Origin of the sequence: Paenibacillus polymyxa (genome assembly GCF_018614975.1) — a bacterium.
GTDB lineage: Bacteria > Bacillota > Bacilli > Paenibacillales > Paenibacillaceae > Paenibacillus > Paenibacillus polymyxa_E.
The window spans coordinates 1-26,177 of the sequence record NZ_JAGGNR010000048.1; the positions used below are offsets into that span (position 1 = coordinate 1).

General features: G+C 45.2%; 27 protein-coding genes and 1 tRNA gene. 23 read left to right on the top strand and 5 right to left on the bottom strand.

What is annotated here, in order from left to right; all coding sequences use genetic code 11:
* Positions 1-224 precede the first annotated feature (224 nt).
* The 6 genes from J7E78_RS26465 (at position 225) to J7E78_RS26490 (ending at position 4,373) form a co-directional block, all read left to right on the top strand.
* A complete protein-coding gene (locus J7E78_RS26465; protein WP_215079478.1) occupies positions 225-647 on the top strand; it encodes a hypothetical protein in 423 nt (140 codons plus the stop codon).
* 296 nt (positions 648-943) lie between these two features.
* Complete coding sequence (locus J7E78_RS26470; protein WP_215079480.1) at positions 944-2,500, top strand: tetratricopeptide repeat protein; 1,557 nt, start codon at positions 944-946, stop codon at positions 2,498-2,500.
* 140 nt (positions 2,501-2,640) lie between these two features.
* Complete coding sequence (locus J7E78_RS26475; RefSeq protein ID WP_155985131.1) at positions 2,641-2,808, top strand: hypothetical protein; 168 nt, start codon at positions 2,641-2,643, stop codon at positions 2,806-2,808.
* Between the two features lie 171 nt (positions 2,809-2,979).
* Positions 2,980-3,654, top strand: a complete 675-nt coding sequence (locus J7E78_RS26480; protein WP_215079482.1) for a hypothetical protein — start codon at positions 2,980-2,982, stop codon at positions 3,652-3,654.
* Positions 3,655-3,770: 116 nt separating this feature from the next.
* Positions 3,771-3,884, top strand: a complete 114-nt coding sequence (locus tag J7E78_RS26485; protein ID WP_082219140.1) for a YjcZ family sporulation protein — start codon at positions 3,771-3,773, stop codon at positions 3,882-3,884.
* Positions 3,885-4,043: 159 nt separating this feature from the next.
* Positions 4,044-4,373 carry a DUF1904 family protein gene (locus tag J7E78_RS26490; protein WP_215079484.1) on the top strand — a complete coding sequence of 110 codons (330 nt, stop codon included), beginning with the start codon at positions 4,044-4,046 and terminating at the stop codon, positions 4,371-4,373.
* Positions 4,374-4,414: 41 nt separating this feature from the next.
* Here the strand turns inward: J7E78_RS26490 and J7E78_RS26495 are convergent, their stop codons facing one another.
* Complete coding sequence (locus tag J7E78_RS26495; protein ID WP_215079486.1) at positions 4,415-5,638, bottom strand: MFS transporter; 1,224 nt, start codon at positions 5,636-5,638, stop codon at positions 4,415-4,417.
* A gap of 140 nt (positions 5,639-5,778) precedes the next feature.
* On the bottom strand, positions 5,779-5,967 hold the full coding sequence (locus tag J7E78_RS26500; RefSeq protein ID WP_215079489.1) for a DUF6199 family natural product biosynthesis protein: 189 nt from the start codon (positions 5,965-5,967) through the stop codon (positions 5,779-5,781).
* A 313-nt stretch (positions 5,968-6,280) separates the two neighbouring features.
* On the opposite strand from J7E78_RS26500, the gene J7E78_RS26505 reads away from it, so the two are divergent.
* Both J7E78_RS26505 and J7E78_RS26510 read left to right on the top strand, forming a co-directional pair.
* Complete coding sequence (locus tag J7E78_RS26505) at positions 6,281-7,429, top strand: sensor histidine kinase (RefSeq protein ID WP_215079491.1); 1,149 nt, start codon at positions 6,281-6,283, stop codon at positions 7,427-7,429.
* A gap of 109 nt (positions 7,430-7,538) precedes the next feature.
* Positions 7,539-8,021 carry a NucA/NucB deoxyribonuclease domain-containing protein gene (locus J7E78_RS26510; protein ID WP_215079494.1) on the top strand — a complete coding sequence of 161 codons (483 nt, stop codon included), beginning with the start codon at positions 7,539-7,541 and terminating at the stop codon, positions 8,019-8,021.
* A 188-nt stretch (positions 8,022-8,209) separates the two neighbouring features.
* Here the strand turns inward: J7E78_RS26510 and J7E78_RS26515 are convergent, their stop codons facing one another.
* Positions 8,210-8,434 carry a hypothetical protein gene (locus J7E78_RS26515; protein ID WP_215079496.1) on the bottom strand — a complete coding sequence of 75 codons (225 nt, stop codon included), beginning with the start codon at positions 8,432-8,434 and terminating at the stop codon, positions 8,210-8,212.
* 207 nt (positions 8,435-8,641) lie between these two features.
* Between J7E78_RS26515 and J7E78_RS26520 the strand changes: the two genes are divergently transcribed.
* The 3 genes from J7E78_RS26520 to J7E78_RS26530 all read left to right on the top strand — a co-directional run bounded on the left by J7E78_RS26520 (position 8,642) and on the right by J7E78_RS26530 (position 12,897).
* Positions 8,642-9,091: a general stress protein gene (locus J7E78_RS26520; protein WP_215079498.1), complete on the top strand. Its 450-nt coding sequence runs from the start codon at positions 8,642-8,644 to the stop codon at positions 9,089-9,091.
* 427 nt (positions 9,092-9,518) lie between these two features.
* Positions 9,519-9,604, top strand: a tRNA-Leu gene (locus tag J7E78_RS26525).
* 371 nt (positions 9,605-9,975) lie between these two features.
* Complete coding sequence (locus J7E78_RS26530) at positions 9,976-12,897, top strand: insulinase family protein (RefSeq protein WP_215079500.1); 2,922 nt, start codon at positions 9,976-9,978, stop codon at positions 12,895-12,897.
* Between the two features lie 146 nt (positions 12,898-13,043).
* Here J7E78_RS26530 and J7E78_RS26535 read toward each other — a convergent pair whose 3' ends face one another.
* Positions 13,044-13,751: a helix-turn-helix domain-containing protein gene (locus J7E78_RS26535; protein WP_145322969.1), complete on the bottom strand. Its 708-nt coding sequence runs from the start codon at positions 13,749-13,751 to the stop codon at positions 13,044-13,046.
* A 251-nt stretch (positions 13,752-14,002) separates the two neighbouring features.
* Between J7E78_RS26535 and J7E78_RS26540 the strand changes: the two genes are divergently transcribed.
* From J7E78_RS26540 to J7E78_RS29765, 5 genes are all read left to right on the top strand, one after another.
* Positions 14,003-15,217, top strand: coding sequence for a MalY/PatB family protein (locus tag J7E78_RS26540; RefSeq protein ID WP_215079502.1), 1,215 nt, complete (start codon positions 14,003-14,005; stop codon positions 15,215-15,217).
* A gap of 246 nt (positions 15,218-15,463) precedes the next feature.
* The gene (gene ung / locus J7E78_RS26545) at positions 15,464-16,132 is read left to right on the top strand and encodes a uracil-DNA glycosylase (protein ID WP_215079504.1); all 669 of its coding nucleotides are present in this window, start codon (positions 15,464-15,466) and stop codon (positions 16,130-16,132) included.
* Positions 16,133-16,151: 19 nt separating this feature from the next.
* The gene (locus J7E78_RS26550; protein ID WP_017687369.1) at positions 16,152-16,571 is read left to right on the top strand and encodes a hypothetical protein; all 420 of its coding nucleotides are present in this window, start codon (positions 16,152-16,154) and stop codon (positions 16,569-16,571) included.
* A 462-nt stretch (positions 16,572-17,033) separates the two neighbouring features.
* Entirely contained in the window at positions 17,034-17,618 is a 585-nt protein-coding gene (locus J7E78_RS26555; protein ID WP_017687370.1) for an LOG family protein, read from the top strand.
* An 83-nt stretch (positions 17,619-17,701) separates the two neighbouring features.
* Positions 17,702-17,830, top strand: a complete 129-nt coding sequence (locus J7E78_RS29765; protein ID WP_255319930.1) for a hypothetical protein — start codon at positions 17,702-17,704, stop codon at positions 17,828-17,830.
* Positions 17,831-18,049: 219 nt separating this feature from the next.
* On the opposite strand, the gene J7E78_RS26560 is transcribed toward J7E78_RS29765, so the two are convergent.
* Complete coding sequence (locus tag J7E78_RS26560; RefSeq protein WP_215079506.1) at positions 18,050-18,316, bottom strand: hypothetical protein; 267 nt, start codon at positions 18,314-18,316, stop codon at positions 18,050-18,052.
* A 230-nt stretch (positions 18,317-18,546) separates the two neighbouring features.
* Here J7E78_RS26560 and J7E78_RS26565 point away from each other — a divergent pair, with 230 nt between their 5' ends.
* The 7 genes from J7E78_RS26565 (at position 18,547) to J7E78_RS26595 (ending at position 25,964) form a co-directional block, all read left to right on the top strand.
* Positions 18,547-19,284 carry a glycerophosphodiester phosphodiesterase gene (locus J7E78_RS26565; RefSeq protein ID WP_215079508.1) on the top strand — a complete coding sequence of 246 codons (738 nt, stop codon included), beginning with the start codon at positions 18,547-18,549 and terminating at the stop codon, positions 19,282-19,284.
* A gap of 278 nt (positions 19,285-19,562) precedes the next feature.
* Complete coding sequence (locus J7E78_RS26570) at positions 19,563-20,618, top strand: FecCD family ABC transporter permease (protein WP_036614761.1); 1,056 nt, start codon at positions 19,563-19,565, stop codon at positions 20,616-20,618.
* 2 nt (positions 20,619-20,620) lie between these two features.
* Positions 20,621-21,652: a FecCD family ABC transporter permease gene (locus J7E78_RS26575; RefSeq protein WP_215079510.1), complete on the top strand. Its 1,032-nt coding sequence runs from the start codon at positions 20,621-20,623 to the stop codon at positions 21,650-21,652.
* A 44-nt stretch (positions 21,653-21,696) separates the two neighbouring features.
* Positions 21,697-23,412, top strand: coding sequence for an ABC transporter ATP-binding protein (locus J7E78_RS26580; protein WP_215079512.1), 1,716 nt, complete (start codon positions 21,697-21,699; stop codon positions 23,410-23,412).
* A 234-nt stretch (positions 23,413-23,646) separates the two neighbouring features.
* Positions 23,647-23,976, top strand: a complete 330-nt coding sequence (locus J7E78_RS26585; protein ID WP_215079514.1) for a hypothetical protein — start codon at positions 23,647-23,649, stop codon at positions 23,974-23,976.
* Positions 23,977-24,100: 124 nt separating this feature from the next.
* The gene (locus J7E78_RS26590) at positions 24,101-24,670 is read left to right on the top strand and encodes a DUF3221 domain-containing protein (RefSeq protein ID WP_215079516.1); all 570 of its coding nucleotides are present in this window, start codon (positions 24,101-24,103) and stop codon (positions 24,668-24,670) included.
* A gap of 181 nt (positions 24,671-24,851) precedes the next feature.
* Positions 24,852-25,964: a DUF3626 domain-containing protein gene (locus J7E78_RS26595; protein WP_215079517.1), complete on the top strand. Its 1,113-nt coding sequence runs from the start codon at positions 24,852-24,854 to the stop codon at positions 25,962-25,964.
* Positions 25,965-26,177: the final 213 nt, after the last annotated feature.

Consider the following 26,177-nt stretch of genomic DNA (forward strand, 5'->3'; position numbering starts at 1 on the left):
CCAGCCTCTTACTCTACTTTTTGAAATCATGCAATTCTGAAAAATGAATATGAAAGTGACCAGTGTATCTTCTTCAAGTGTTATGTCGATCATAAGGAGCAATCTATCAGCTTTCTGCAGATCGTAGTTTAGAAGCCTTTTTCTTAACGATTAGTGTGTATGTCCATGCCATATTTTATATCTCGCATATAGTATCTTATTCCAAATCATAGGAGGTAGATTTCATGAGTCAATTTCTTGATGCAAGAACCTCGCAGAATGCGAGTTATGCCAACTCTATCGCTGTACCGATCCTTGTTATTAATACGCCACAATTATTTGGTCAGATTGGTCTGCTAACAGAAGGAGCAGGGGCAAACCCACGGGTACAACTCAAAGGAACGGTGTCTGTACAACTTCCTTTAGCACTCGTAGGTATAACCATTACGATTGTCAGAGGAACCTTGCCAACAGACCCTCTTATCTATTCGGCAACTTCTACGTTCGACTTGAGTGTTCTGGCCCCTCAAGTTATTACGTTCTCCGCGAATGACTTCAATCCACCGATCACGCCCCAATTGACGTATACTGCATTTGTTAGCTCTAACTTGCTCGGTACGATCCGTGTAGGCCCTGAGAACTTTGATGGAGCCGTATACTCCGACTAATGTACAGATTCATGCCTAGAGCAGAGGGAAATACACAATGACTGCTGGGCGAAAGACATTAACGCTAAAGTCTGCTTTCAAAAGCGGGCTTTTTTTCTTGTAGAAGTGGAAGGTGAGAATTCGGACAGCCATCAGGTGGGCATGCTTTATGGTATAATACGTTACATACATAACAAGGTGTTTGAGATCATATATCCGTGCTTTGCATATTTTCTGGGTCAGAAAGGGTGCACATTCGTACGTGAATGACAACAATCAGATGATGAAATTAGTGATAGAAAGCAGGTTTCCGTTTAATGACGCTAAATGAAAGTCAACGTTTTCGGTACAGTGAAGCTCCGGTCTGGGATTGGCAACGAGCTTATTATGAACAGAAAGGGCTAGAGGCATGGACTGAGAATCAGGTGCCTCAATATATTACCAGTAATCCCATGATTGCAACGGCGTATGCAGAGATGATTTTTGGTTTTCTCCAGGACCTCGCGAACAAGGGGCAGTTCACTGAGACCGTCACCATTCTGGAACTTGGGGCGGGAGTGGGGCGTTTGGCACATCAAATCCTCGTTAAACTGATCGAGTTAAAGGATTTTGCCGGTATAGCGTTACCTCCATTCAGATATGTAATGACTGATCTGGTAGCGGAGAATGTGCTCGGTTGGAAAGAGCATCCATCGATGCAATCCTTTATTCAACAAGGCATATTGGATTTTGCGCGTTTTGACGCTGTAGAAGATACGGAGTTAAAACTGGTTGTCGCAGGCACGGTTATTGGGCCCGGTGATCTGAAACAACCGTTGTTGTTGATTGCCAATTACTTTTTTGACAGCATTCCGCAGGAATTAATCTACATTGGGGATGGCGGGATATACGAGTGTGATCTGCTTGTTCAGTCTCCGGATCGTCGTCTTGATCTTGAGCCCGCTGAGATGCTGAAGAACATGACGCTGAGTTATGAGTATCGCCGAGCGCCAGAATACAGTGCGGATAACTATCCGTATCAGGATCTTATCACATTGTACAAAGAGGAACTGGAGGATTCTCACATTCTGTTTCCGGCAATTGGCTTGTCCTGTCTCGAACGGTTGAACAAATTGTCACAGTCAGGTTATGTGTTGATTACCGCTGATAAAGGGGATCATCGCCTGGATAACTGGAAGTTCGCAGAGCCACCTGAATTCGTTCTGCACGGAAGTTTTTCTTTAACAGCCAACTACCATGCCATTCAGTATGTCTTGGAACAACAGGGTGCCCACACACGATTCACAACACATCATTATAAAGATCTGAATGTTGGGTGTATGCTGATGGTGGACGAACCCATCAGTTATGTGAATACACGTCTGGCCTACCATCGATTTGTTGAACGTTTTGGACCGGATGACTTTTTCAGTATGAAACAATGGGTAGACTCTCGAATAGAGAGTATGGAGTTAAAGCATATTTTACCGTTTTGGCGTCTGGGTGGATATGATGCGGAGTTCTTGATTCACAGTGCGACGCACATCTCCAGTCTTCTTCCTGATGCAAGTGATGAGGAAATGCTCGATATTCAGTCTGGGATTCATACGATGTGGTCGTCCTACTATGTGATGGAGCAGCAAGGGGGGCTTGCATTTCTGGCAGGGCAGCTGTTATATGAGATGTATATGTATGAGGATGCCAAACGGTTTCTGGAGATATCGTTGGTTGCAGATCCGAGTAACCATAATCCAGCCGTCTTATACGATTTGGCTGTGTGCTGTTATGAACTTGAACTGGAAGAAGAAACCCTGGCTTATACCCGTAAGGTACTAGCTCTGGAACCTGATCATGAAGAGGCAGCAGCGTTGCTCCAGAGTTTTGAGTTGATCTAACGGAACAATTTTAGTTTGTCTCCTGTATATAGGATGTAATTGGTAATGTTTATATAGAAATTGAAACCTTTAATTGAACTTCATCGTATTACTGGGATATTCAACCAATCATTTCTATAGTACATAAAGGAGACAGAGCTATGAAGAAAATGTTATCCGTTGCATTATATCCACTTGCTTGGGTGCTGGGGGCACTGAGTATCTTATCTGGAAATGAAAACAGTGTCCTTTTGGTGAAAGATATCGCTACAGATCGAAGCTATGATGGGCAGGCCATCTATGATAGTATTGAACGTAGAAATGCCTAACTACATATTATTCAACTGTAAAGGTAATTGTTTCACCAAGCAGTAACATGAGAACCAATTACTCTTGAAGCGAAGTACGGTGAGCAGGAGTTCTGTTCGTACAACCTTTAAGCCGGTTTCGTACCTTATTCAGGTATGAACCGGCTTTTATTTATGAATGGGGGATGCCAGATGCAGATTATCATTGGACAACCGAGGCTCGAACAGGATTTGTTGCAGCTTGAAGCCGAACTCAAGCAACATCCTGATGCGGATATATTGTTTTTTCCTGAAGGTTATCAGAACCAGAATGTCGAAGACGCTTGCCGCCTGGCGGCTGAATATGGAACCATGATTGTATCAGGTCATCGCAGGTTGGACGAACGTCCGAAGGACCGATCGATCATCATTAGTAAGGCTGGAGAGATTGTATTGGAGAAAGCTAAATATACACCTGCTGAGACGGTTGAGGAACAGGGTTGGGTAATCAGTACGTTGTTGTGTGATGAACTGGTCCTGCAAGGATTTCGCAATGAGAATATAGGGAATGTGGACATTGTGATGCATTCCATTGGTGTGGGTATGTTCAGTGAAGAGCAGTACAGTGAGTGGGTCGAAGAGGCTCGGCAGATCGCCTTGAAGCATCAATGTATTGTCATGGGGATTAGCCATGCGGATGGTTCGTATCGTGATAGCGAGATCTCCATTCCAATCGCCTATTGTATAACACCTGATGGAGAAGTTGTTCTGGCATCCCGAAGTGATACACGTACTCGTACAATCCTTCTGGACAGAGGAAATACAGACCCTTCATCTCAAGAGTCACAAGAAAAACAACTGAAAATCTCCATCGACCCATCTGGTTAAGTTACCTGGCATGAATCCCGGATGAATGGGCTGTTGAACTTGCCGATTCGCCCGGTCACTTGCACGGAATACGCATATGTTATGGCATACCTTGAAATTCAAAGGAGGCCAATCAAATGAGTCAAGTTGGATACGGTTGTTGTAATGCTGGTGGCGGATGGACTTCCACAAGTGCAATTCTCGTGCTTTTTATCCTGCTCGTGATCATCACAAAATCTTTCTGGCTGTAAGTCACGTATAGAAACGTGCAAACAGTGGCTCCGCTGAGACTTCAGCGGGGTTTTTCCTGTTTATAAGAAGCAACATATACCATCCATGACATTTGACAACTGAAAACAATGTGCTTAAAATCACATAAGAGACTATTAACAGAGATTGAAGGGATAGCAATGCCGTTTATTCGCTTTAAAGGATTCACAGGTCCTCAGCTAGAGGAAGTTGTACCCCAAATTACAGAGCAGATGGCCCTAATTACTCATATTCCAAGGGAGAGAATGAAGGCAGAGCGTCATGAGGTACAAGCGCTAACGCCTTCTCCGGCTTCTATAGAGATTCTGATGTTTCAACGTGACCAGGAGATTCATAATCGGATTGCATCGTCGGTGCAAGCTATTTTGGAAGAAGCATACATGCCGGATGTGCATATTTTCTTCAATATATTGTCACCTACTTTGTATTATAAACAAGGCAAGCCGCTGACAGATTATCGATTGGATTGAGATTGTGAGGGACGAGCAGGAGGTTGCTCGTCTCTTTTGATTTACATATTTTTCGTATGTTTAGCAATGGGATGGTTCCTGTGAACCCTGCTCAACGATAATGAGCATATCGCAGATACAATAAACAAGGCTCCACCGATAAGATATACCCACTTAACGCCCAGTTGATCTGCGACTAGACCAAAGATGACTATGGATACACTCATAACCGTGGATGTCAGGACACCATGTGCGGCGTATACCTTGGTTAGGAATTCGACAGGTACACTGCTCTGGAGCGCTGTCTGCTGAGCCACATCACGAATCTGATGAACTGGACCCATGATTATGCATAACACCAGAGCGAGCCATGACAGGTTGTTTAAACCATAAACGACGGTCAGCAGGCTGAAGAGAAGAGAACCCATGGTCATACTAGCGATTAGATGCTTCTGAATACGTTTGGCCAGTGCAAGAGCCAGAATACCTCCAAGCATGGTTCCAGCAGCGTAACTCGAGTTCATGAGTCCCCACCAACCTTCTCCTCGTCCCAGAGCTTCTTTTGCAAAGGCCAGCGTAACAGCTCCGATCCAGATGGAACCCGCAAGAGTCTGGGCAATGTCCATAAGCGTGAGCAGTCGTAATGATGGATTGTTCCAAAGCATACTCCAGCCTTCCCTCAAGATATTCCACGATACAGCAGATTTCTGAGGTTGTTCTACATTCCGTGTGAGCGAGCCCATGGCAATCATGAAGATCAGAACGGCCCAGGACAGGCTTGTGGCTGCCCAGAATGTCTGTGACGCCCCCCAGTTCATCACGGCGAATCCCGTCATGGCATAACCGACAATGGTTACAGTCTGATTGGAGAAAGATAGTAGGCTATTGGCTTTCACAAGGTCTTCTCCCTGAACCAATCGTGGCGTTAAAGTTTTCAGTAACGGAGATTCCCATCCGTCCAAAAAGGATAGTATGATCACTCCGAGCAATAGAAGCGGCAGTTGTGAAATCAAGTGATTCAACGAAATGGCTATACAGGTCATGATGAATGTTTTGGCTATAGAAATGCTGATCAATAGTCTGGAGAATGGGAAACGGTTCACAAGTAATGGCAAAGTGAAACCTGCTACTATGCGTGCAACGATCTGAATAAGTGGAAACATTGCAGCAGAGAGTACCGATCCAGTGTGACCGTATATAAACGTAGTAATGACCATGATATATATGACATTAATAAGCGAGAGCAGCGTTTTGGCGGCCCAGTACGGATAAAATGCGATGTTCATGCCAATGATGTCCTTTCCGAAACGATATATCTATATTACGGGCATTGTCATCATTGCACCACAAATAAAGTTATCATTTTCCCGTCATTTCACCACAAAAAAACTGCCCAACAGGGCAGTCATCTTCTAATGCCTATAGTTCATGCCATAGCAAGTGTGAAGGCGATCAGCAACATCAGCAGGCTGGTCGTTCTGATCAGAGTCATATAAGGCCTGCTGGGTTCGGCTTCACCCCGGGAAATCCAGCCATAGCGCAGATACCAGCCGAATTTTGGGAAACAGAGATTGATGATACAGAGTACCATGAATATAAAAAAGAGGGTTCTCATACCCATCTTCCTTTCTCACTCACATAACAAATCTTATCTTAACGTTTGCGTCTGGTAAAAAAGACTACAATCAAAATGATAATGATGATAATTAACAGAAATTTCATGTATGTTCCTCCTGATGAGTAGTAAGGTTATTGTGGAATGTTCGTAATCAACTATTACCCAAGAACCACATGACTTGAATAACTATGTTACAATTAAAATATATTGATTTAATATCAACACATTCCGTCTGGTTAGTTTTCTCTCCTTATAATGTACGATTGCAGAATATATAAACATTAGCGTGTGTGTGATGAAGGAGGAAGGCATGAGCCAACATAATCAACTCCCAATACAATGGGAATTTATCATCTCGAAAGTGAAATCCTCCGTGACGGTGGTCGATGCTACCTTACCTGAGCTTCCGCTCATGTATGTAAACGAACACTTTACCCAACTGACAGGATACACGTATGAAGAGTCTATCGGACACAATTGCCGATTTTTGCAAGGGCAGGATACAGACCCCGAAACGGTAATGCAGATTCGTGATGCAATAAAGAAACAACAGTCCATTAAGATTGATATCTTAAATTATACAAAAAGTGGTCAGAAGTTCTGGAACGAACTGAATATTGATCCGATCTTTAATGAATCTGGAGAGTGTTTATATTTTGTAGGCATTCAATACGATATTTCAGAAAGGAAGTATGCCGAACAGCAGTTGAAGTTCGCAAATTCCATGGCTGAGATGAACAGCAGAGGGCAATTGGAATTCATCGGCAAGCTGAATCACGAGCTTCGTACCCCGCTTAACGGCATTATGGGCATGATCGAACTTGCCAGTATGGGTGAAACTACGGATGAGCAGAAGGAATATCTGGAGCTTGCACGTCAATCAGGTGAGGCGCTGCTTAACATCATTAACAATAGCCTGGATATGGCGAAGCTGGGCCGAGGTAAAATGGATGTCGAAAACATTGAGTTTCAGCCGTTGAAGCTGATCCAACAGATTGTAAAGACACATGAGCCTGCGGCGCAGAATAAACAAATACGTCTGCTCTGTCATGCTGATCTGAAAGTTCCTGATGTGCTTATCGGTGATCCGCTAAGACTTCGACAGGTACTGGATAATTTGCTGAGTAATGCGATCAAGTTCACAGAACAAGGTGAAGTGCAGTTACAGGTGGATGTGAGGCAACAACTGATGGATACCGTTGTATTGGTATTCTCTGTGCGTGATACGGGAATTGGCATTCCTCAGCATCAGATCGAACAATTGTTTGATGCCTTTACCCAGACCGACATCTCCCATGCGCGCCGATATGGTGGAAGTGGTCTTGGTCTGACCATCTGCAAAGAACTGCTGGAACTGATGAATGGTCAGATTTCTGTGGAGAGTACCGAGGGGAAAGGTACTCAGTTTGAGGTGACACTGCCCTTGCTGCGCCAACAGGCCATTCCCAATGTAGGATAATTATACAAGCAGGACAGTCGGGTGGTCTCGGCTGTTTTTTTATTGGATTGGATTGTTTTGCGAACGGGCGTTCTGTTATAATGCAAGTGTTGAATGGGGGAGACACAGCATGAGTAAGAGACGCACAAGACGAAAACGCAAAGGTAAGCAAGGTTTCAAAAAGCAGGTGCTGACGCTGGTAGCGATGCTGCTGGTAGCCCTCTACGCCTGGGCTGGGGGAGAATGGCCCGAGGAGATACCTAATCCATTCGGTGGGACTAATAAGAGTGTAGACCATACCATTACGTTCCCTTCAGAGCGTTATCCCGAAACGGCCAACCATATTAAAGCTGCTATCAAGGCAGGGCATTCGGATGTATGCACCATTGATCGTAGTGGAGCGGAAGGCAATCGGGATTTATCACTTAAGGGTGTTCCCGTCAAAAAAGGTAAGGATCGTGACGAGTGGCCCATGGCAATGTGCGCTGAGGGAGGAACAGGTGCAGATATCCAGTACATTACCCCGAAGGATAATCGCGGTGCAGGTTCATGGGTAGGGAATCAGTTAAGTACATATCCGGATGGAACACGAGTGAAGTTTGTAGTGAAGTAACACAGGATATGGTTGGGCAGCAAAAAGAATAGTAAGATCTGTTGTGAGGCCAGTGGCAGTGTGGTACAAAATAAGTAGAATAGACAAACCAGACGTGCAAGCGTCTGGTTTGTCTGGTATGATGTGCTGGCATAAATAGATGTTGTTGTATCTATACGGGAACTGAGTTTCTAAGATTACAGATCCGACTAAACGAGTTGCATTCCGCTTAAATGATGAGAACGGATGCTTAACAGACGCGTAACATGCTCAACCTCATCAAACGGTATCCACAGACTGCCGTGAACAGTTCGTAAGGAGAGAATGGATGTATCAGCAGTGCGCTCGGGAAAACCGGTTACCGTCTGACCGCTTGTATTACGAACTATGATCTGTTGTTTGCGCCGGATGGCAATTTCTACCTCTTTTTTCATAAGTCATTGCTCCTGATTATGAGATGTTAAATCCATATGTCAATGTTTTCAATGGTTAATTTGTCTTCTTTATCTAGTCTATCAGAACTAGGTATAGATTTCCAGAAGAGAAATCAACAATCGTCTAGGTGATTTGACTTAGCTGGCGATTATCCGTTTTTGAATGGGCAATACGGGGTTATATCAGGGTAAAAGGAGGGGAACGGAATGACACAATTGATTATTGGGCTGGCCCGTACCGAGAACGAGGCTATATTGATGCTGAATCAGGTGAAAGAGGAAGGAATTAAGGATAAATATTTGGGAGCGGTGGCGAAGGAACAGCTTAATCTGGAGCTGGTGAGCGAGAAGACAGGGCTGCCCAAACCTTTGAAGGGTGCCGGAACAGATGGTGCCTTTGGCGCGCTAAAAGGTATACTGGCTGGTCTGGGGAAACGGATGGATCAGACGATGTCGATCGGAAAAGCAGTGCGCAGACTCGCTGGCAATGAGATTGGGAGTGAGACCGATGATTTGGTGCTTACACTGACTGAAGCGGGGATCTCGGAGGAGGATGCGCGGTATTACGAAGATTGGCTGTTAAAGAACCATATCTTGGTTATCGTGGAGTGCAGTGAGGAAGAAGCGGCTCGTGTTCGACCTATTTTACTTTTTTAGTTTAATTTAAGGCTGATTTTAGGTTTCTTTAATGTTGGGGAGGTATTCTTATCTCACACCTCCCTTAATATAGATTGGTTTACCGGAAGTCCGGGACCGCAACTCGGACTTTCTAGGCACTGTGAGCTGACGCTTGCAGTGCCTGTTTCATTTATATAAGTTGTACTAAAGATTATTCACACTGACACTCCGATGACAGAATAACCTTCTAATCGCTGTTATCCCCAGATTTTTTCGATTCCCTTTTCTCAAGGGGGAAATCCGGTGATAAAGGCGAACGCTTCGCTTTTTCAGTTTTTTCTGTCCTCTCTGTTGTCGTGTAAATCAATAGTTAAACTTATATAGTTGGATTTTTTATATAAAAGGTGTTGCAAAGTTAATTAGTTCATGGTAAGATATTTCTTGTCGCCAAGAAATACATAATCCTGCCGGGGTGGCGGAATTGGCAGACGCACAGGACTTAAAATCCTGCGGTAGGTGACTACCGTACCGGTTCGATCCCGGTCCTCGGCATCTTAAAGAAAAGATCGTATGACGCTTGTTAACCAAGCTGCATGCGATCTTTTTTTATGTTCTTTACTATGAATAACATCATGTAGCTGATCACTTCACCATGCAGTTCATAAACATAAACACTGCATAATACATATCAGAAGGTACATTTATCTGACTTTTATGAAGAGACGGAACAATGGTGTATACTATCCGTAGGCATATATTACCTTTACCTTGCTGAACGATATAAGTTCAACTACACATTTACACGATAACGTACAGGACGGATGTTATTCTGTCATCGGAGTGCTCGTGTAAATAACCATATTTGAACTTATGTAGAGTCACAAAACCAATAAAACAATCTTATGGACGGAGGACTCAAGTTTATGTTGAAACAGCTTAAGCCATACAAGGTGTTACAGAAGCGCAGAATCGAAGAACTGAAATCGGATGCGTATCTGCTGGAACACCAGAAATCCGGAGCCAAAATTGTACTTTTGTCCAATCAGGACGACAACAAAGTATTCAGTATTGGTTTCCGCACACCTCCGGAAGATGATACAGGGGTAGCCCACATCCTCGAACACTCTGTGCTCTGTGGGTCCAAGAAATTTCCGGCCAAGGATTCTTTTGTTGAGTTGCTGAAAGGTTCATTGAATACATTCCTTAACGCCATGACGTATCCCGATAAGACGATCTATCCGATCGCGAGTCGTAATGATCACGACTTCCATAACCTGATGGATATATATCTGGATGCGGTATTAAATACAAATATTTATGAGAATGAAAAGATATTTCTACAAGAGGGATGGAACTACAACCTGACCTTTGCCGACGATGAGTTAACCTACAACGGAGTTGTATATAACGAGATGAAAGGTGCCTTTTCCTCACCGGAACGAATGGTGCGCAGAGAAGTGCTGAACTCCCTTTTCCCGGATACCACATACTCCTCCGAGTCTGGCGGGTTCCCGGAAGCTATACTGGATCTGACTTATCAGGGGCTGCTGGATTTCCACACGAGATACTACCATCCTTCCAACAGTTACATCTATCTCTACGGGGATATGGATATGGAAGAGAAGCTGCAATGGCTGGATGAAAACTACCTGAGTGCATATGATCGCATCGAGATTGATTCGGCCATTCAACTTCAACCTGCCTTTGCAGAACGGGTAGACACAGTTAAGACTTACTCTGCGGGAAGTACGGAATCGGAAGTAGATAACAGCTTCTTGACCTATAACGCGGTGATCGGCACAAGTCTGGATAAGGAACTGAACATATCGTTCCAAATTTTGTTATACGCACTGCTGAACGCTCCGGGAGCGGTATTGAAACAGGCTTTGCTGGATAAAGGAATTGCGAAGGACGTCTACGGTTCGTATGATGACAGCCTGTATCAGCCTGTGTTCACGGTGGGACTGAAGAAGAGCAACCTGGCGAGCAAAGAGGATTTCCTGGGAACGGTAAAAGAAGTGCTGGAGCGTGTAGTGAAAGAAGGCTTCGATCCAAAAGCGTTGCTTGCTGGAATTAACTCGTATGAGTTCAATCACAGAGAAGCGGACTATGGCAGAATGCCGAAGGGCCTGATCTACGGATTCTCCTCCCTGCAAAGCTGGCTGTACGATGAGGAGGCACCTTTCACCCATCTGGAGGCCAATGACGTATTTGCTGAGCTGCGTACAAAAATGAACGAAGGTTACTTTGAGCAGCTGATTGAGAAATATATTTTGCAGAACACCCATACTTCTTTTGTGGCGCTTACCCCGGATAAGGGGCTGAACTCACGCAAGGAGGAAGCATTGAAAGCACGTCTGAAAACCATCCAAGCCGGACTTAGTGAGGAAGAAGTTCAGACGCTGATTCAGAAAACGGAAGCACTCGCCGAGTATCAGAATACACCTTCAACCAAAGAGCAACAGCAGGTCATTCCGACGTTATCAATTGAAGATATTGAACCAAAAGCCTCTATGTTGCATCAAACGGTGAACCAGGTCGATGGCACAACCATTCTGCATCATAATCTTTATACTAACGGAATTGGTTATCTGAGACTGCTGTTTGATATCAACGAAGTGCCACGTCATCTCCTGCCGTATGCAGGGTTGCTGAAGAATGTACTGGGTTACGTGGATACTCAAAATTACTCCTTCAATGAACTGTCCAATGAAATCCATATCCATTCGGGTGGTATTCATAGCGGGATTGGATCTTATGCCAATTCGCATAAGCACAATGAATTCAAGGCTACCTATGAGTTCAATGCAAAAGTGTTATATGACAAGCTTGGATTTGCCTTTGATATGATCCAAGAAATTGTGTTCACATCCCGATTCGATAATTCGAAGCGGTTGTATGAGATCATCTCTCAGATGAAAGGTAATCTGCAACGTAATCTGATCAACAGCGGACACTCTGCGGGAATTGGCCGGTCTTCGTCCAAACATTCAGCGGTTGCCGATTTCAGGGAAGCTGTAAGTGGTATCGCCTTTTACCAGTGGTTGGAGGATCTTCAGGCGAATTTTGAGGCTAGAAAAGAAGAGTTATCTTCCAGTCTGCAAGAGTTGACGGGGTATATTTTCAGACCGGAGAATTTGCTTGTTAGTTACACTGCCGATGAGCAGGGATATGAAGGACTGGAGCAACAGGTGTCCGATCTGAAAGCAAAGCTGTTCACACATGAGGTTGCCAAGGAAGCATTCTCCTTCTCACCTGCAACTCATAAGGAAGGATTCCGTTCCCCGTCAGAGGTGCAGTACGTGGTGCAAACGGGCAATTATATCGACAAAGGATATCAATACACCGGTTCACTACGGGTCTTGCAGGGAATCCTGTCTCTGGATTACTTGTGGACCAATATCCGCGCCAAAGGTGGAGCTTATGGCTGCATGTCAGGCTTCAGACGGAACGGAGACAGCTACGTTGCATCGTATCGTGATCCGAACCTCGATAAAACGTACAAAGTATATGAAGAGATACCGCAATATTTGACCGATTTCCGTGCAGACGAGCGGGAGATGACGCGTTATATCATTGGTGCAATCCAGGATCTCGATACGCCGAGAACGCCTTATGGAGAAGGAGCTTTCTCCCTGGAGTGTTATCTGTCGAATGTGACTGAAGCGGATCTGCAACAGGAACGTGACGAAGTGTTAAGCACAAAGGAAAGCGATATTATCGGTTTTGCTGAGCTCTTATCGGCCATACTTGAACAGCAACAGCGCTGCGTGATCGGTAATGAGAACAAGATTGAGGAACAGAAGCAAATGTTTGACGAGACGCTGGATTTAATTAAAAACTAAGCGTTAGTCTCGCGTATTCCCCGATCCATTAGGCGTCAAAGCGAAAGGCACTTTTATGAGCTGGTTCAACAGCTTATAGAAGTGCCTTTTCTAGTGGGGAGGAGCTGTCTCCATCCCATATGAGAATGTGTGACACGCCGCGTTGTTCAAGTGACAGCAAGCATATTGTATATTTTCAGGGTCCGCAGATCTTCCTTTGAGATTTTCAATTCATGATATAACTCCTGATTCTCGGGCAGCGGTGTTCTGGAGAATAACATTTTGAGCGCGATCGGCATGAAAGGTCTGAATGAGACACCAGCCATCAGTCCCCACTTTTTCTCCGATTCCTGAAAAGACGCCAGAATATTAATATACAGGTTCTCCAGCGGCGTAGCCTGATTTTTCAAAATCAGCGTGGTGAGTGTATCATAGTGCTCGGTGTGGCCCCAATACATATTCTCGCACTCCTGGTAGTTCTCAAAATCCTTCACATTCATATACATCACGGTGCGATAACGGTTGGCATCCGACTGAGCCATCATGTCGATGACACAACGAATGAGACTGTTGTTACGCCCATCATAGAAGTAGGAATAGAAACGTGTGGAGTTCTTGAAAAAGCTGGACGGGACCGCATTCATCAGGGGAGATGCATGTCTTGGCTCTTGGTACAGGAGTTGCTCCACCTGAATGTTGAGCGCATCTGCAATATGATGTAACGTGACCAGATCAAGTGTAATATCTCCACTCTCATATTTGGATAGGGTGCCTTTGCTCTTGAAAATCTGATCCGCCAGCTGTTGAATGGTCAGCCCTCGCCACTTCCGAAAGTTTCGTATTTTCTTGCCAACTTCCTGATTGATATTGTTCATAACGAGTTCTCCTTATGCAATGTTTCTTGAGAGTACGTGAAAATGATGAAAGTCATTCATAAAAATGATGTTATATGAGAAATATATCACTTTTTCACCGAAATACCTATTCTGGAGAAACAATGATCTTCATTTGTTTCGTCAGGATAGATTTTATTGCATTTGATGCAATTTCTACGTCATGAAATAATAGATGTAATACGACATGAACCGACAATGGACAAAGTAGAGCAGACAGAGGAGCAGAAGCTATGAAATATAACTTTGATGAGATTATAGACCGCACAGGTACAAATGCCATGAATACCGATGGTTTCCGTCAATATATTTTTAACGCAACAGAAGATATGACATTTCCATTTAAGGACGAAGAATTTATTCGCATGTGGATTGCAGATATGGAGTTCGCCACACCTCCCGAGATTCTGGATGCAGTTAAGGAGCGTCTGGACCGTAGAATCATGGGTTACTCTCAGGTATTTGATCCGGCATACTATGAAGCTGTCTCGAATTGGATGAAAAGGTACTATAATTGGTCCTTCCCGAAGGAGCATTTGGAGACCTCAAACGGGATCATCCCCGCTTTGTATGAACTGGTGGAATATATCTGTCAATCCGATGAGAAAGTACTGATCGTGACCCCATCCTATGGTTTCTTCAAGTCAGCTGCGGAGCATAATGATCTTGAACTGGTGTGTTCGGATATGATCAACGAGCAGGGGCGTTATTCGATTGATTTTGAGGATTTTGAAGCCAAGGCCAAAGATGAGCAAGTTCGGGTATGTATTTTCTGCAACCCCCATAATCCATCTGGACGCGTCTGGACAACGGAAGAGTTACAACGTGTGGGTGAGATCTGTCTGAGGAACAATGTATGGATTATTTCGGATGAAATTCACTGTGATCTGCTGCGGACTGGCAAAAGACATACGCCACTTGCAAAGCTGTTCCCGGATACGGATCGAATCATTACATGCATGTCTCCGAGCAAAACATTCAACATGGCTGGTCTGATGTTCTCCAATGTCATCATTCCGAACAAGGCACTTCGAGACATCTGGCAGGCACGCCATTATGGTTTCAAAAACCCACTGAGCATCGCTGCCACTCAGGCGGCTTACGAAACGGGTGAAGAGTGGCTGAAACAATTAAAAGGATATCTCGACGCCAATTTCGCCTGCGTAGAACAATATGTGAAGCAGCATCTGCCACTGGCCGTCTTTCACATTCCGGAAGCAACGTATCTGGCCTGGATTGATATCTCGGCATATGCTCCCCAAAATGTTAGTTTACCGTTATTCTTCGCTGAGCAAGCGGGTGTGTTGCTCGAAGATGGACATATGTTTGTAGCCAATGGTGAGGGTTGTATTCGGTTGAATCTGGCTTGTCCCCGCTCTGTCCTTCAGGAAGGATTACGGAGAATCAGCAGTGTGCTTGTGAAAGAAGTCGAAGAGGTGCCCGTTTAAGTATAAAGTCATCAAGTCATCACGCAACAGCGTGGTGACTTTTTGGGATGAGATACGGATTGCAGAAAGAACAAGGTTTATTTTGAGGTGAACTTATACTCTGATGCGCAATTCTGGTCTGCTGTCCCCGGTTATGTTAAAATGGTGGATAGTCTATGAGTTGCATGACATGCGGCTCTCAGAAGGAAGAGCCCAGTAGTTGGGCTGCACGAAACTGCATTCATCAGGGGAAAGGAGCCTATACATATGTTTGGGAACGATTGGGACAAGGTGCTTCAGGAAGAGACGGAAGCCGAATATTTTAACAAGATTCGTTACACCCTCGCCGCCGAGTACAAAACGCAGACGGTCTTTCCACCCAAAGAAGACCTGTTCTCCGCACTGAAGCTGACTCCGTATCATCAGGTTAAGGTCGTTATTATTGGTCAGGACCCTTATCATGGAGCTGGTCAAGCTCACGGATTAAGTTTTTCCGTTAGACCGGGGGTACGTGTACCGCCTTCTCTGAAAAATATATATAAGGAACTTCAGGCCGATCTGGGCCTGCCGATTCCGAATCATGGATCTCTGGTCCACTGGGCGCAGCAGGGAGTCCTGCTATTAAATGCCGTTCTGACGGTCCGTGAAGGTCAGCCGAACTCTCATCAGGCATTGGGCTGGCAGACGTTTACGGATGCTGTCATTCGCGCACTGAATGAACGTTCAGAGCCGATGGTATATATGCTGTGGGGCAGTCATGCGCAGAAGAAAGGTGCATTTATTAACAGGGACAAGCACCTGGTACTGGAGTCTACACATCCGAGTCCGCTGGCTGCGCATCGTGGATTCCTCGGCAGTCGTCCCTTTTCCAAAGCGAATGACTTCTTGACCTCCAAAGGTATTGAACCGATCGATTGGAAGATACCTGAAAACTAGACAGATGGAGGTGAGAACATTGCGACATTGGATAGGACGAAAAGTAGCGGTATATCGTGCAACAGGCATACGGGAGCCATTGAAGGGAACGCTGGTTGAGTGGGATGAAGAAGCGGAATGTGTACGGATCGGACCGAAACGGATCAAGGTATCGTTTGACAATATCGCAATGATCAGACCTCTTCCCGAAGAGAGTCTTCCCTTAAAGAAAGCACGTTCTGAGGTGCACAAGGTTGGATATGTGATGAAAAAGGCGATTCAGTTCGAAAATGCGATCTATTTCAAGTCACAGGTTATGATCTGGCGCCGGGCCAAAATTGTAGCGTTATCCACGACGATTCTGCGTCATGACGAGGATCAGGTTGAACTTGCAGATGGTCGGGTTCTTCGTAAAGACAAGCATATGTTTGTCGTACGTTCACGCCGTGGGATACGTTAGTACCACGAAGATTTAATATTCATTTCATGCAAAGATCATATGGATTTAATGTTTGGTCTGTATATTAGGTAGTAACAACCCCTTCTAAATTGATGTGTATTAAAACGGGAGCCCGGCCGGCTGCAAACGGTCGGGTATTTTTTTGCCCAGTGGTTCTGTTAACTGGTTGTACAGAGCCATAACATTCATGTTATATATTATTAAAATAGATATATTGAACTAAACATTTTACACGAGAACGTAGAGGGCAGAAATAACCTGAAGAAGCGGAGCGTTCGCCTAAAAGCTTTCTGAAAGAAAGCTACATCGGAAGCATACGCTATCAACAGATTTTCACCTTTGTAAAATTGAATTAAAAAATCTGGGGATAACAGCGATCGGAAGGTTGTTCTGTCATCGAAGTGGTAAGTGTAAATATTCTTTAGTTCAATCTAAAAAGATCATGAGAAGGAGTGAAACCCAATGAAACGTATAGCTGTTTTTGCAGGCTCCAATCCGGGAAATCACCCCGATTATACAGAGAAGGCTGTTCAACTGGGCAAACAGATTGCCGATAGTGGTTATGCACTGGTCTATGGTGGTTCTTGCATGGGCTTGATGGGTGCAGTAGCTGATGCTGCTCTTGAGCAAGGGGGAGAGGTAATCGGGGTAATGCCTACCGGATTGTTCCGGGGCGAGGTTGTTCATGGAGGGCTCACACAACTGATTGAAGTGGGAACCATGCATGAACGGAAGGCTACGATGGCTGAATTATCCGATGGGTTCATTGCACTTCCAGGAGGTATGGGTACATTTGAAGAACTATTCGAGGTACTGTGCTGGGCACAGATCGGTATTCATCGTAAGCCTGTTGGCTTATTAAATGTCAACGGATATTATGGACCGCTGATGAAGATGGTAGAACATAGCGTACAGGAAGGATTCTCCAACACCTCGCATCTCAGCCTGTGGAGTCTGGAAGCTGATCCGGCTGAACTGATCAAACAAATGTCATCCTATATTCCTGCAGAGCTGACTCAGAAGTGGTCACAACTCAACGGGAAATGAGGGAGAATTTTCGATCTGCCCAAGCAAGTTGCGCTATCGGACATAGTCTATAGTGTACTTCGATGAAGAGGGGAGTGTCACTGATGAGCGAACTCAAAGGTACAGGTTACGGATATTGCGGAGGTTTCGGTGGTGGAGCATGGACATCAACAGGTGCAATTCTGGTATTGTTCATTCTGTTGGTTATCATCTCTCGCACATTCATTCTGTAATTCGGTCAGTATCCCGGGACGGGGATGACGTTGCAGAGGCAGCGCCCGAATAAAAAAAATGACCTTTCCAAAGAGACGCCGGTATAAGCCGGCGTTTCAGGGGAACGGTTTTTTGACGTTTCCAGCATACGTAAATAATTGAAAAAGCAAAAACCTGCCCCTGAATAAGGTCAGAAGCAGGAGAGAGCCTCCTGAGCCATTAGCTGCGCAACAAGCAGTCTACACCACAACAGCAGTTTGATCCGGATTACTTAACGATTTCCAGGCGATATATAGCCCGATGGCGGCTGCAATTAAGGAGAGTATTGCTGCAACAATAGCCAGCTGATCCAGTGTGTTGGGTGAACTGGAGTTAAAAGAACGCTGATTAGCCGTCTTGCCGGATTTGTTTTTGATATGAACAGATGATCTGGAAAGCCTGGAAGCCGACTGTAACTGGGATGTGTGAGGACGCGTAGGTGTCGATTTTTTCTTTGAGGGATTCAATAGTCAACCTCCTTATAACGGAGTTCAGTGCTTCCATCGTTCATACTATGTTATGTCGATTTTCAGATTGAGTTCGCAAAAATGAGTGAATCCCCAGCCCGTTAGATGTTGGGCCCGGTCGCTAGTATAAACGAAGCAGGCAACCCATTATACGCTCTGTTAATACAGGTCTAACAAACCGTGTTTATAGTAAGGATCATAGAGTGAAGCTTGAACACAGGAGGCGCAGAATGAGGAACATGGAGATTATTGCCCACCGTGGTGCATCTGCCGTATGCCCGGAGAATACGATGAGCGCTTTTGAACGAAGTCTGGAGCTTGGAGCAACAGGCATTGAAACCGACGTGCAGATGACAAGTGATGGCAGACTGGTACTGATTCATGATGAGACGTTAAGCCGAACTGGCGGTGCAGAAGGCTGGGTTAAAGATACGACTTACGATCAATTGCGCACAAGGGATGCCGGGTCTTGGTTCCATGCTGATTTTACCGGGGAACGTATTCCTTCTCTGGAGGAGTTATTCAAGCTGGTACAGGGGAAAGGCACCCTGCTTAATCTGGAATTGAAAAATGGTATTGTGAGTTATAAGGGGATGGAAGAGAAGGTTATACAAGCGATCCGGGACTGGAATCTGGAGCAACAGGTCGTGCTGTCCAGCTTCAATCATGCTTCGCTCGTGAGATGTAAACGTCTTGCCCCGGAGATTCGTACAGCACTTCTATATATGGAAAAGTTGTACCGCCCCTATGATTATGCCGCCAAACTCGAAGCTTCCGGCCTTCATCCCTACAAGCTGGCAGTCACACAAGAAGATGTTACTGCTGCACTGGCACATGGCATTGTTACCTATCCATTTACGGTGAATGATCCTGCCGAGATGCAGGCCATGATTGATAGGGGTGTTCAAGGAATGATTACCGATGTTCCGGATGTCCTGGCATCCTTAATTGCGGTACCTGCCCGTTAAACGAGTCTGTATTTTACTTGTTCTACATATGCAATGACAAGGCTGTGTTCGAGCTTTTTGGCTCCTGCGCAGCCTTTTTGCGTGTAAAATTGTGTGCAAATCTTCATATATGCAATAAACATGTCCTATTTGTCCATTGCCAGAGCCCGTGGATTCACTTACAATGGTCTATGGGAATGAGAATCAATATCATTATCATTAAAGTTTGGTATTTATAGAGAGGTGATTGTTATGTACATAGGTTTGAGCAACTCCACTCATAACGAGGGTGGGCGCTTATGAGTTCACAAGCTTCACCAGAAAAACATAATCCGGATTCACCCACAGCGAAGATACACACTCGTCCGTGGGCAGCCACACTTATTCTTACAGGAGGAGTTTTGCTACTCGCTCTGGGTATGGCGTTGTCCATTTCTTTTGGCGCTGCTGATATTAAGCTTAGTGTAGTCTGGAAGGCCATCTTTGATTTCAATCCGGAGCTGACTCCACATCAGATTATATGGGAGATTCGGTTACCACGTATTCTTGGAGGAGCAATGGTGGGGGCATGTTTCGCTGTAGCTGGTGCAATCATGCAGGGCATGACTCGTAACCCGCTGGCCGATTCAGGTCTGCTTGGGTTAAATGCGGGAGCTGGATTTGCGCTTGCAGTTTGTTTTGCCTTCTTCCCTGGATTGCCATTTATGTATATCATCATGTATTCCTTCCTTGGAGCAGGGCTTGGTGTCCTGTTGGTGTATGGTTTTGGTGCAGCTTCCAAATCGGGTCTGACACCACTACGCCTTGTGCTTGCAGGTGCGGCTGTATCAGCGATGTTGTCGGCACTCAGTGAAGGGATTGCATTGTATTTCAGAATTGGACAAGATCTGGCTTTCTGGACAGCGGGTGGTGTAGCCGGAACGAAGTGGTCTCAACTTGAGGTCATGTTCCCATGGGTACTCGCGGCATTGATCGCAGGTCTTCTCATCTCCCGTTCCATTACTCTGCTCAGTCTCGGAGAAGATATTGCCGTGGGCTTGGGGCAACGTACGGGGCTGATCAAGCTTATAGGCCTGATTGTTGTACTGATTCTTGCGGGTACGGCTGTGTCCGTGGTGGGTGCGGTCGGTTTTGTTGGACTCATTATTCCCCATCTCACGCGGAAGCTGGTTGGGGTCGATTATCGCTGGATTATTCCATGTTCCGCTGTGATGGGCAGTCTGTTGCTTGTATTTGCGGATCTGGCTGCACGTATGATTAACCCGCCGTACGAGACGCCAATTGGCGCATTGGTTGCCCTCATCGGGGTACCATTCTTCCTGTATCTGGCGCGTAAAGAAAGGAGGACTCTGTAACGATGGAATCCTCAACAATAGTTGGAGCAGAGCGCAAGAAGAGAACCAAGAGTACGATTGTCCTCATTGTGCTTGCCCTATTAATTATTACGGCTTTTGTGGTGAGCATGAACACAGGTTTTACCAAGCTTTCGCCGCTTGAGGTGATGCGAACCCTGTTTGGTGGAGGCACGGCGAAACAGGAATTGATCCTGTTTGAATTCCGTCTGCCACGTATTGTGATTTCGGTTCTGGTCGGGGCCGGACTTGCGTTATCTGGTTGTATTTTGCAGGGCGTATCTCGGAATGCGCTGGCAGATCCGGGGATCCTCGGGATTAATGCAGGTGCTGGTCTGGTCGTCATGTTATTTGTCTCCTTTTTCCCGACAACGACAGCAGCGCCGGTATTTCTTTTGCCAATTCTGGCCCTGATCGGTTCCGGTTTTGCTGCATTTCTGATCTACGTTCTCTCTTACAAAAAAGGAGAGGGCATTATGCCTACTCGTATGTTACTTACGGGGATCGGGGTAGCAGCAGGGATCAGCTCGGTCATGATCGTGCTTACCTTGCGACTTAGTCCGGAAAAGTATCAATTCGTAGCGACCTGGATGGCAGGCAGCATCTGGGGTTCGAACTGGAAATTTGTAACGGCATTGCTACCGTTTCTTGTTATTCTTGTCCCACTTGTTCTATATAAGGCACGTGTATTAAACGTACTGAATCTGGGGGACCAGACTGCAAGTGGACTCGGGACTCCGGTTGAGCGTGAGCGACTGATTTTGCTTGCGGCTGCTGTAGGTCTTGCCGGCTCATGTGTATCTGTGAGTGGGGGGATCGGTTTTGTTGGTCTGATCGGACCGCATTTGGCGCGTCGTCTGGTGGGTCCAAAACATCAATTCCTTTTACCTGCATCTGCACTGATCGGTTCATTGCTCGTACTGGTTGCAGATACGCTGGGCCGTGTCATCCTGCAGCCTTCGGAGATTCCTGCGGGGATCCTGGTTGCCATTATTGGTGCGCCATACTTCCTGTATCTCTTAAGCAAGACGAAATAGAACGTAATCATTATTGTGTGATTGCATAAGGAGGACTTCAGTCCATGCTTCGCCGTTTCTTTGCCTATTACAGGCCTTACAAAAAGCTCTTTATTCTTGACTTCAGCTGTGCGATTCTGGTCGCGCTGCTGGAACTGGCTTTTCCACTGGCGGTCAACCGGGTAGTCGATGATCTGCTGCCAGGCGGCCGCTGGGACTGGATTCTATGGGCGTGTCTGGCATTGCTTGGCATCTACTTATTGAATTCATTCCTGAACTTCGTGGTTACCTATTGGGGACACAAGCTGGGGATTAACATCGAGACGGATATGCGTAAAAGTCTGTTTAATCATGTGCAGAAGTTATCGTTCCGTTTCTTCGATAATACAAAAACAGGACACCTGGTGTCCCGCATGACTAACGACCTGATGGATATCGGTGAGATTGCCCATCATGGTCCAGAGGATGTATTTATCGCGGTCATGACGCTAATTGGTGCATTCAGCATCATGATGAGCATTAACGGCAATCTGGCGGTGTTAACCTTTATCATCGTACCACTGATTATTTATCTGTCGCTCTACTTTGGTAGCAAAATGTCCAAGGCGTTCAGCCGAATGTTCGGAGATATTGCGGACTTCAACGCTCGTGTAGAGAACAATATCACAGGTATCCGTGTTGTTCAGGCTTTTGCTAATGAAGAGCATGAAAAAGCACAATTCGCTGTGAACAACGGTCGTTTCCGTCAGACCAAGCTGATCGCATACAAAATCATGGCCTGGAACTCCTCTGTCAGTTATATGCTGATGAAGCTCGTATCCCTCTTTGTCCTGGTATGCGGAACATGGTTTGTTATTCAAGGCAGTATGACCTACGGTCAGTTCATTGCATTTATTATGCTGTCCAATGTGTTCCTGACACCGATCCAGAAGATCAACTCGGTTATTGAGACGTATCCAAAAGGGATTGCAGGCTTCAAACGTTATACGGAGTTGCTTGATATGGAACCGGATGTGGAAGATCGTCCAGGAGCCGTATCGGTATCCCATTTGCGTGGAGATATCCGTTATGAGCAAGTGACCTTTGGTTATTCCGATCAGGAGCCTGTGCTCAAAGGTATCGATCTAAACGTACGTGCAGGTGAAACTGTAGCGCTTGTCGGTCCATCAGGGGCAGGTAAAACAACGCTATGCAGTCTGCTGCCGCGGTTCTATGATGTGTTGGAAGGTCGCATCACGATTGATGGGCAGGAGATACAAGATATGACACTAGACTCGTTGCGTAGTCAGATCGGAATTGTACAACAGGACGTGTTCCTCTTCGATGGATCCATTCGCGAGAATATTGCCTACGGCAAGCTGGATGCATCCGAAGAAGAAATCTGGATGGCTGCCAGACGTGCACAGATGGAACCTTTGATTCAGTACATGCCGGAAGGGCTGGATACGTTAATAGGTGAACGCGGTGTGAAGCTGTCCGGTGGACAGAAACAGCGATTGTCTATTGCCCGTATGTTCCTGAAAAACCCACCGATTCTGATCCTGGATGAAGCCACATCCGCTCTGGATACAGAAACGGAAGCTGCCATTCAGCAATCGCTTGCTGAGCTGTCTGAGGGTCGGACCACGCTGGTCATCGCTCACAGGCTGGCAACGATCAAAAATGCAGACCGTATTATTGTCGTTGCTGAACAAGGGATTACGGAGCAGGGACGTCATGAAGAATTACTTGCAGCAGGTGGGGTGTACAGCCGCCTTCACTATGCGCAGTTTGGTGCGTAACCTGTTCTATGTGGATTTAACAATGTGAATACGAGAAGTAACGCCATCGTTCTTGACTTGGAAGGAGTCAGGACGGTGGCGTCTTTTTCTTTTTCATGATCAGGGTGTGAGTCAGGTGTACTGCGCTCTGATCTGCCTGTGATCATGGATATGGAAACGGGTAATATAGTAAAGAGAACGCTTAACGTGTAAGATATGTTCATCATCTTGCAAGATGTAGAGGAGGTACACGATATGCAGTTGAACGATATGCTGAAGATTCTTATAACCTGTCTATTATTTATTTTGATTTGGTGGTTTTTGATCCAAGGAATTCGCAAACTTTCCAGTACTCGTGCGGGGTCCGGTTTCCGACGCGGGGGTGGATGGTCCATTGGACTTTTCGTTGTTGGCGCCGTGCCACTCAGTTTTTCGCTATACACCGAGATCTTTGATAAGCGCCTGGATGCTAATATCGGGTTGGGGCTTGCGATGTTTTTTGTATGGGCTTATTGTGTGATCTTGTTGTGTGCGGCGTTGGTGGTATGGGGAAGGTACATGTACAAAAGGGATATAAAGAAGTGAATATTTCGTTAATCATGCTGGGCCCGTCAGGAAGTTAAGGGTGAGCTAAAGGCTATTTACGCAACAACAACCTGACATGGAACGTTAAATTTAGAAAGAGGTGTTATTAAAGGGGGATTTATATATGTCCAATCTTCGTCGAGTCCTTATATTGCTCTCAATCCTGATCGTATGCCTTACGGGATGTTCGGGACATATCGAGTGCAACTCCGTGCAGACTCAAGCCAATGCACCAAGTGAAGATGGATTCACTGGTTATGTGGTTGATCGCAAAGACAATTCCATTCTTGTCGTTGATCCTGCCTACCGAGATAACAGTTCCAATGGAGGAGCCGATCGATATTATCCGGCAAAATGGTTCTCCAATGCACCTGATCCGCAGATCGGCTCCTATGTTGAAGTTTGGACGGATGGAGGCCCAGAAAATCAACCCTATCCTGGGCAGGCCAGAGCAGAAAAGATAGCGGAATCTTGTCCAAATACTCCAGATGGTGCTCATCTAAGTGAGGCGGACGCAATTCGGGGTGGACTATATTCACCAGATGGAGAAAAAGTACGTGTTCCTGTGATTGAAGATGTACGATTTTATCAGGATGCAGGAACGTGGACGATTCGCATAAGAGACGCGATGTCAACGACGAAGAATCAAGATGAGATTGAGATCAGAGTAGAGGATGTAGAGCCAGTAGAGTAACAGAGGGAGTATACGATTTTGCATATAGAGATGAGGAAGTTTAAATGGATATCAGGGAGTGTTATTCCCGCGATAAGCATGATTATGAAACATCACATTTAAGTATATGCTACGGACGTAAGTTCCCTTACTGTCCATTATGTATTATGATTTTAGAAAAAGGGAAAGGACTCTTCTGCCCATGGAATTATCAAGGTCTCAGCAATTAGCTCAAGAGCATGTAACCAATTATGCAAGAAGCCGCAAAAATGAGGCGGAGCAAACCATTAGAGAAATTCTTCGTATGTCCAACATCGAGCTTAATACATTTGAAGATGCTATCACTAAACTAAAATCTCATGCAAGTATCGCGCTACACTTTCACCCAGATCGATTAGATCCGAATATGAAAAGCGTTGCTGAAGCACTACTTGAGCAGGGGGGTTATAAAAGTCAGTTTGAGACTTTCTTATCGAATGGAAGTGTCTCCGCATTTTCAGGCGGTGAACGTGACGTGTGGGAGAATAAAATGTTTGGCGGAGCGTACCAAATAAATGGCTCAACCAATAGCGAACGGCCCAAGTATGGGGCACTCAATGTTATGTTACATCCCGATGGACCTGCTCCACGTTTTGGATCATGTTATTTCCTTTTATCGACTGAGGTCTCTCATCGTTGCACGTATACATATTTGGATTCTCACCAAGAACCTGAGGAAAAGGGGACGTATGAGGAATTTGACCTCGTTTTGGCTGCTCTTATGAGGGATGTATTTTATAGTGATTTTGCCATTGGTGAAAGAAATCTAACAGTTCAAAAGTTAATCGATCATATGCTCATCAATCTTGAGAAACCATTCCAAAATCCATCAAACCAAGAGCCAAACCGAAATCTGGACCATTATATCGAAGCTCAGGTTCATGGTGACATTTCCCTTAAAGAAGACGTAAATATGCTTGTTGCCGACCCATCATTTAAAGGCACCCATACAGGAAGAATCTTAGAGCAGATATGTTTAAAGTATTCCATTGATCTGCACTGGCACATGGGCTTTACACTATTGGTTGATGACGTTCCTATGGATTTTCGAGGTCCTTCCATGCCTTCACTGGCCAAAAGAATTGCAAAAAGTGATTTGATTGATGCAAATATCATTGGTTCTGCAGCTATGGACTTGAAACGAAACCCAAGCCATTGGAGCGATAGAGGAACATACACAGAAGTTCTACAAGAGTTAAAATTACTGTGGCATGTCTTAGTGAGATATGGAACCCAATGGAAAAGTGAAAACATTTTTCGAGATAAATATATTTAATACGTAGTGATAAAAATGCTAAAACACCAAATTCTTCTTCGTAATTGTTTGCAAGTTTGAATCTTAAATTGTTACTCAATAATAGTACTCTAACGACCTTGAGGGCCTAGCCGTTCAAGGTTGTTTTTTATCATACAAACGGATTACTGACTATAAATTTATCTATGGATCTGTTGTGACAAAAACGAACGTATGTTTTACAAGTGAATTGAC

Bases quoted from the DNA above. Each gene is read 5' to 3' on its own strand.
- J7E78_RS26465 (WP_215079478.1), top strand. From the start codon at position 225: ATGAGTCAATTTCTTGATGCAAGAACCTCGCAGAATGCGAGTTATGCC.
- J7E78_RS26470 (WP_215079480.1), top strand. From the start codon at position 944: ATGACGCTAAATGAAAGTCAACGTTTTCGGTACAGTGAAGCTCCGGTC.
- J7E78_RS26475 (WP_155985131.1), top strand. From the start codon at position 2,641: ATGAAGAAAATGTTATCCGTTGCATTATATCCACTTGCTTGGGTGCTG.
- J7E78_RS26480 (WP_215079482.1), top strand. From the start codon at position 2,980: ATGCAGATTATCATTGGACAACCGAGGCTCGAACAGGATTTGTTGCAG.
- J7E78_RS26485 (WP_082219140.1), top strand. From the start codon at position 3,771: ATGAGTCAAGTTGGATACGGTTGTTGTAATGCTGGTGGCGGATGGACT.
- J7E78_RS26490 (WP_215079484.1), top strand. From the start codon at position 4,044: ATGCCGTTTATTCGCTTTAAAGGATTCACAGGTCCTCAGCTAGAGGAA.
- J7E78_RS26495 (WP_215079486.1), bottom strand. From the start codon at position 5,638: ATGAACATCGCATTTTATCCGTACTGGGCCGCCAAAACGCTGCTCTCG.
- J7E78_RS26500 (WP_215079489.1), bottom strand. From the start codon at position 5,967: ATGAGAACCCTCTTTTTTATATTCATGGTACTCTGTATCATCAATCTC.
- J7E78_RS26505 (WP_215079491.1), top strand. From the start codon at position 6,281: ATGAGCCAACATAATCAACTCCCAATACAATGGGAATTTATCATCTCG.
- J7E78_RS26510 (WP_215079494.1), top strand. From the start codon at position 7,539: ATGAGTAAGAGACGCACAAGACGAAAACGCAAAGGTAAGCAAGGTTTC.
- J7E78_RS26515 (WP_215079496.1), bottom strand. From the start codon at position 8,434: ATGAAAAAAGAGGTAGAAATTGCCATCCGGCGCAAACAACAGATCATA.
- J7E78_RS26520 (WP_215079498.1), top strand. From the start codon at position 8,642: ATGACACAATTGATTATTGGGCTGGCCCGTACCGAGAACGAGGCTATA.
- J7E78_RS26530 (WP_215079500.1), top strand. From the start codon at position 9,976: ATGTTGAAACAGCTTAAGCCATACAAGGTGTTACAGAAGCGCAGAATC.
- J7E78_RS26535 (WP_145322969.1), bottom strand. From the start codon at position 13,751: ATGAACAATATCAATCAGGAAGTTGGCAAGAAAATACGAAACTTTCGG.
- J7E78_RS26540 (WP_215079502.1), top strand. From the start codon at position 14,003: ATGAAATATAACTTTGATGAGATTATAGACCGCACAGGTACAAATGCC.
- ung (WP_215079504.1), top strand. From the start codon at position 15,464: ATGTTTGGGAACGATTGGGACAAGGTGCTTCAGGAAGAGACGGAAGCC.
- J7E78_RS26555 (WP_017687370.1), top strand. From the start codon at position 17,034: ATGAAACGTATAGCTGTTTTTGCAGGCTCCAATCCGGGAAATCACCCC.
- J7E78_RS29765 (WP_255319930.1), top strand. From the start codon at position 17,702: ATGAGCGAACTCAAAGGTACAGGTTACGGATATTGCGGAGGTTTCGGT.
- J7E78_RS26565 (WP_215079508.1), top strand. From the start codon at position 18,547: ATGAGGAACATGGAGATTATTGCCCACCGTGGTGCATCTGCCGTATGC.
- J7E78_RS26570 (WP_036614761.1), top strand. From the start codon at position 19,563: ATGAGTTCACAAGCTTCACCAGAAAAACATAATCCGGATTCACCCACA.
- J7E78_RS26575 (WP_215079510.1), top strand. From the start codon at position 20,621: ATGGAATCCTCAACAATAGTTGGAGCAGAGCGCAAGAAGAGAACCAAG.
- J7E78_RS26580 (WP_215079512.1), top strand. From the start codon at position 21,697: ATGCTTCGCCGTTTCTTTGCCTATTACAGGCCTTACAAAAAGCTCTTT.
- J7E78_RS26585 (WP_215079514.1), top strand. From the start codon at position 23,647: ATGCAGTTGAACGATATGCTGAAGATTCTTATAACCTGTCTATTATTT.
- J7E78_RS26590 (WP_215079516.1), top strand. From the start codon at position 24,101: ATGTCCAATCTTCGTCGAGTCCTTATATTGCTCTCAATCCTGATCGTA.
- J7E78_RS26595 (WP_215079517.1), top strand. From the start codon at position 24,852: ATGGAATTATCAAGGTCTCAGCAATTAGCTCAAGAGCATGTAACCAAT.